This is a genomic window from Arhodomonas sp. KWT (assembly GCF_010993615.1).
Genome location: NZ_WNXE01000177.1, coordinates 1 through 4,554, shown reverse-complemented (window position 1 = coordinate 4,554; position 4,554 = coordinate 1). Strand labels below are relative to the sequence as shown.

The following is a 4,554-nucleotide window of genomic DNA, read 5'->3' as shown; positions in this document are numbered from 1 at the left end:
CGTCTTTCCGCCGGTGCTGTGCTGGCGCGGCACCACCCCGAAGTAGGCAGCGAATTGCCGCGCATTGGCAAAGCGCTTGGCCTGTTGCGCCTTGCAGGCCAGGGCGGTGGCGCCAATCGGCCCCACCCCACGGAGCGTCGCCAGCCGTCTTGACTGCGGGTCCTCGGCGGCGAGGCGTTTGAGTCGCGCATCCGCGCGCGCGAGCCGATCCCCCAGCGCCCGATACTCCGCCTCCAGCTCGGCGAGCAGCGCATGGAAGTCGCCATTGAGCCACTCCGGCGGGCTGCCCAGTAGCGCCTCCAGGCGCCGGCGCAGCGCCGCCTCGCCGCGGGCAATCACCACGCCGTGCTCGGCAAGCAAACCGCGCAGCTGGTTCGCCACCGCAGTGCGCCGCTGCAACCACCCCGAGCGCACCCGGTGCACGGCCTGGAGCTCGAGCGCCGCAGCGCTTTTCACCGGCACAGGGTGAATCGCCTCATCGCGCCGCGCCCGCAGCAGCGCCCGCGCGTCTTTGCGGTCATTCTTGTGGCCGCTGCGGTGCTCGCACACGCGTTGCGCCGGCAACAACCGCGCCTCCACCCCCTGAGCATGCAGACGTCGCGCCCAGTAGTGCGCCCCCGAGCCCGTCTCCAGCACCACCTCCAGCGGCCCCGAGAGCCCCTCGAGAAAACGCTCAAAGGCTCGCCGCGAGCGAAACTCGCGTTCAAAGCACACTCGCCCCGTCGCATCCTCGCCCACCGCAAAGAAAACCTCTTTGGCCAAATCCACCGCCAATGTCGTAACCTGTTCCACGGACTCGCCCTCCTTTCTCGACCTGCACGGTCTCTCAGTGGACGGTACACCCGCCACCCCGGCGCCTCGACGCCTCGAAGGGGGGCGAGTCCATGTGATTACCTTCGGCTGCACACGTGGGTAGGTCGTGCGCCGCAGGCGTGCGACGTCTCGACCGTTTCATGCGGGCCTGCGACCGATTCAACCCGACGGCGCGCCATAATGAGAATCGCTGCCTCCCGCCGGGACGGATTGCGATATCGGCGTCAGGGTTTAGAATCACGGGTTTGGCTCCGGCCGGGGGGAGCGCGTGCCGCGGCACGCGGGGGCCAGGACCGGCGGGACCGTCACGGACCGGCGGGCGCCAGGCATGGCGCGCGGGGCCATGGGCTATAACGATTAAGACGGCAGTGTTAGAGGGGTTCCGCCCTTGATTACCATCGACAACGTCTCGAAGGCCTTCGGCGGCCTGAAGGCGGTGCAGAATGTCTCGTTCGAGGTCGAGCGCGGCAGTATCACCGGCCTGATAGGCCCGAACGGCGCCGGCAAGAGCACACTCTTCAATATCGTCGCCGGCCTCATCCCGCCGGACAGCGGCCGGATCACCCTCGAAGGCACGGACATCACCGGCATCCCCCCGCACCGCCTCTTCCACATGGGGCTGGTTCGCACCTTCCAGATCCCCCACGAGTTCTCCCGCATGACCGTGCGCGAGAACCTCATGGTGGTCCCGGCGGGCCAGTCCGGGGAGAACCTGTTCAACGCCTGGTTCCGCTGGGCCCGGGTGCGGCGCGAGGACAGCCGGGTGCTCGAGCAGGTCGAGGAGGTGCTGGACTTCCTCGAGATCGGCCACGTCGCCGACGAGCTCGCCGGCAACCTCTCCGGCGGCCAGAAGAAGCTCCTGGACCTGGGCCGGGCGATGATGACCGACGCCAAGGCGGTGCTCCTCGACGAGCCCGGCGCCGGCGTCAACCGCACGCTGCTCGGGCGCATCTCCGCCGCGATCCAGCGACTGAATACCGAGCGCGGCTATACCTTCTGCGTCATCGAGCACGACATGGACCTGATCTCCACACTCTGCGAGCCGGTGCACGTCATGGCCAACGGCGAGCTGATCGCCTCCGGGCCGATGGCGGAGCTGCGCCAGAACGAACAGGTCCGCGAGGCCTACCTCGGCGGCGGCGTGAGCGGGAGGGCAGGCGAGTAATGACTATGCTTCTCGAGGCAAGCGGGCTGTACGGCGGCTACGGCGGTGTCGACATCCTCAACGGGACGAACCTCACCGTCGGCGACGACGAGATCGTGGTGATCGTCGGGCCCAACGGGGCCGGCAAATCCACGGCCATGAAGGCGGTCTTCGGCCTGCTTCATGTCCGCCAGGGGCATGTGCGCTACCGGGGCGAGGACATCACCAACGCCCGCCCGGAGCAGATGGTGCGCCGGGGCATCGCCTATGTGCCCCAGGAACACAATGTCTTCCCGTCGATGAGCGTGCGCGAGAACCTGGAGATGGGGGCCTACCTCATGTCCGGCGATATCAGCGCGCGCATGGAGCGGGTCTTCGCCCTCTTCCCCAAGCTCAAGGAGCGGCGCCACCAGCAGGCGGGACTGATGTCCGGCGGTGAGCGCCAGATGGTCGCCATGGGCCGGGCGCTGATGATCGAGCCGAGCCTGCTGATGCTCGACGAGCCCACCGCGGGCCTCTCGCCGCTGCTCATCGACGAGACCTTCGAGCGGATCCGCGAGATCCGCGATCTCGGCATCGGGGTGCTGATGGTGGAGCAGAACGCCAAGCAGGCGCTCGCCATCGCCGACCGCGGCTACGTGCTGGCCACCGGCCGCAATCGCTACGAGGATACCGGCCCGAACCTCGTGGCGAACCAGGAAGTGGCCGAGATGTTCCTGGGAGGCTGACCCCGATGAACGAGATCGCCCAACTGCTCATCTACGGCGTGGTGCTGGGCAGCGTCCTGACCATGGGTGCCATCGGCGTGTCCATGATCTTCGGCATCCTGCGCTTCGCCCACTTCGCCCATGGCGACTTCATGACCCTGGGCGCCTACATCGGCCTGGCGTTCATTTCCGCCTTCGGGCTCTCGCCCTGGTGGGCGCTGCCCTCGGGGATGATCGGCATGGCCGCCGTGGCCGTGCTCATCGACAAGGTCCTCTACCAGCGCATACGGCGCACCCAGCCGGTGATCCTGCTGATCTCCTCGTTCGGCATGGCGCTGGTGATCCGCGCCGCGGTCCAGCTCATCTGGGGCTCGGACAACCAGTCCTACGCCCAGGGCATCCAGTTCCCCTGGCGGCTGGACATCCTCGGCGGGCTGCGGATCAAGCCGGACCACGTCTGGATCGTGCTCATCGCCTTCGCGCTGGTGGTGGCGGTGCACCTGTTCCTCACGCGCACGAAGATGGGCAAGGCGATGCGCGCGATGTCCGACAACATGGACCTCGCGCTGATCACCGGCATCCCGGCGGAGCGCGTGATCACCTGGACGTGGGTCATCGGCGGCGGGCTCGCCGCGGCGGCGGGCGTGTTCCTCGGCATCGACACGCGGCTCTACCCGGTGATGGGCTGGACGGCACTGCTGCCGGTGTTCGCCGCTGCCATCCTCGGCGGCATCGGCCGGCCCTACGGCGCCATCGCCGGTGGCATGGTCATCGGCATCGCCATGGAGATGTCGACGCTGGTGATCCCCGCCGCCTACAAGCCTGCCGTCGCCTTCGCGATCATGGTGGTGATGCTCGTCTTCCGCCCGCAGGGCCTGTTCAAGGGGACGCTGTGATGGAACTCTCCGGCCTTTCCGCCTATCTGGTTTCCTTCCTCACCTTCGCGGGCATCTACGCGGTACTCGCGCTGGGCCTGAACATGCAGTGGGGCTTCACCGGGCAGTTCAACATCGGTGTCGCCGGCTTCTTCGCGGTGGGCGCCTACACCACCGCGATCCTCACCACCCCCGGCAGCCCGGCGTATCTCGGCGGCTTCGGCATGCCCTTCCTCATCGGCCTGGGCGGCGCGGTGATCACCTCCAGCATCATCGGCGTCATCATCGGGCTGATCACCGCGAGGCTGAGAACGGACTACCTCGCCATCGCCACGATCGGCATCGCCGAGATCATCCGGCTGTTCCTCAAGAACGAGGACTGGCTGACCAACGGCGTGCGCGGCATCCCCGCCGTGCAGCGGCCGTTCGCGGACACCGCGCTGGACTCGCCGCTCACCTACCTGCTGGTCGTGGCGCTGTTCGTCGTCGGCGTCTACTTCCTGGTCGAGCGGGCCTATGTCTCCCCCTGGGGCCGGGTGCTCCGCGCGATCCGGGAGAACGAGCCGGCCTCCGCCGCCGCCGGCAAGGACATCGCCCGCTTCCGGCTGCAGGCCTTCGTGGTCGGCTCCGCGATCATGGGCCTTGGCGGCGGTCTGTACGCCCACTTCTTCGGCTTCGTCAGCCCCGAGGCATTCCGGCCGCTATACGGCACCTTCCTCATCTGGGTGATGCTCATCGCCGGCGGCAGCGGCAACAACCGGGGCGCCATCCTCGGCGCCGTGATCGTCTGGGGCCTGTGGTCCGGCACCGAGATGCTCACCGGCATGCTGCCCTCCGAGTACTCCACCCAGGCGGCGGCCCTGCGCGTGCTGCTCATCGGCGCACTGCTCCAGGTCATCCTGGTCACCCGCCCGGAGGGCATCCTCCCGGAGAAGGCACCACGGCTCATTGCACGTCGGCGGGATAAACAGTAAAGGCGGGGGCCGTGTTAGGCGGCCGAGGGCGGGGCGTACAA

General features: G+C 68.1%; 5 protein-coding genes. 4 read left to right on the top strand and 1 reads right to left on the bottom strand.

The window, feature by feature from the left end; all coding sequences use genetic code 11:
• Positions 1–792: IS110 family transposase (locus tag G7A99_RS16090; protein ID WP_163141999.1), on the bottom strand; the 792-nt coding region annotated here is incomplete at its 3' end.
• 409 nt (positions 793–1,201) lie between these two features.
• On the opposite strand from G7A99_RS16090, the gene G7A99_RS16085 reads away from it, so the two are divergent.
• From G7A99_RS16085 to G7A99_RS16070, 4 genes are read left to right on the top strand one after another with little or no spacing between them, the layout of a single operon-like run.
• Positions 1,202–1,978 (top strand): ABC transporter ATP-binding protein, encoded by a 777-nt coding sequence (locus G7A99_RS16085; RefSeq protein ID WP_018719380.1) that lies wholly within the window; start codon positions 1,202–1,204, stop codon positions 1,976–1,978.
• Positions 1,978–2,685: an ABC transporter ATP-binding protein gene (locus G7A99_RS16080; protein ID WP_163141996.1), complete on the top strand. Its 708-nt coding sequence runs from the start codon at positions 1,978–1,980 to the stop codon at positions 2,683–2,685. Before G7A99_RS16085 ends, G7A99_RS16080 begins: the two co-directional genes overlap by 1 nt.
• Positions 2,686–2,690: 5 nt before the next feature.
• Positions 2,691–3,560, top strand: coding sequence for a branched-chain amino acid ABC transporter permease (locus G7A99_RS16075; RefSeq protein ID WP_163141993.1), 870 nt, complete (start codon positions 2,691–2,693; stop codon positions 3,558–3,560).
• The gene (locus tag G7A99_RS16070) at positions 3,560–4,513 is read left to right on the top strand and encodes a branched-chain amino acid ABC transporter permease (protein ID WP_163141990.1); all 954 of its coding nucleotides are present in this window, start codon (positions 3,560–3,562) and stop codon (positions 4,511–4,513) included. The genes G7A99_RS16075 and G7A99_RS16070 overlap by 1 nt, the downstream gene beginning before the upstream one ends.
• Positions 4,514–4,554 lie beyond the last annotated feature (41 nt).

What these genes read in the sequence shown, in the direction of transcription:
- G7A99_RS16080 (WP_163141996.1), top strand. Translation starts at nt 1,978, where the DNA reads ATGACTATGCTTCTCGAGGCAAGCGGGCTGTACGGCGGCTACGGCGGT.
- G7A99_RS16075 (WP_163141993.1), top strand. Translation starts at nt 2,691, where the DNA reads ATGAACGAGATCGCCCAACTGCTCATCTACGGCGTGGTGCTGGGCAGC.
- G7A99_RS16070 (WP_163141990.1), top strand. Translation starts at nt 3,560, where the DNA reads ATGGAACTCTCCGGCCTTTCCGCCTATCTGGTTTCCTTCCTCACCTTC.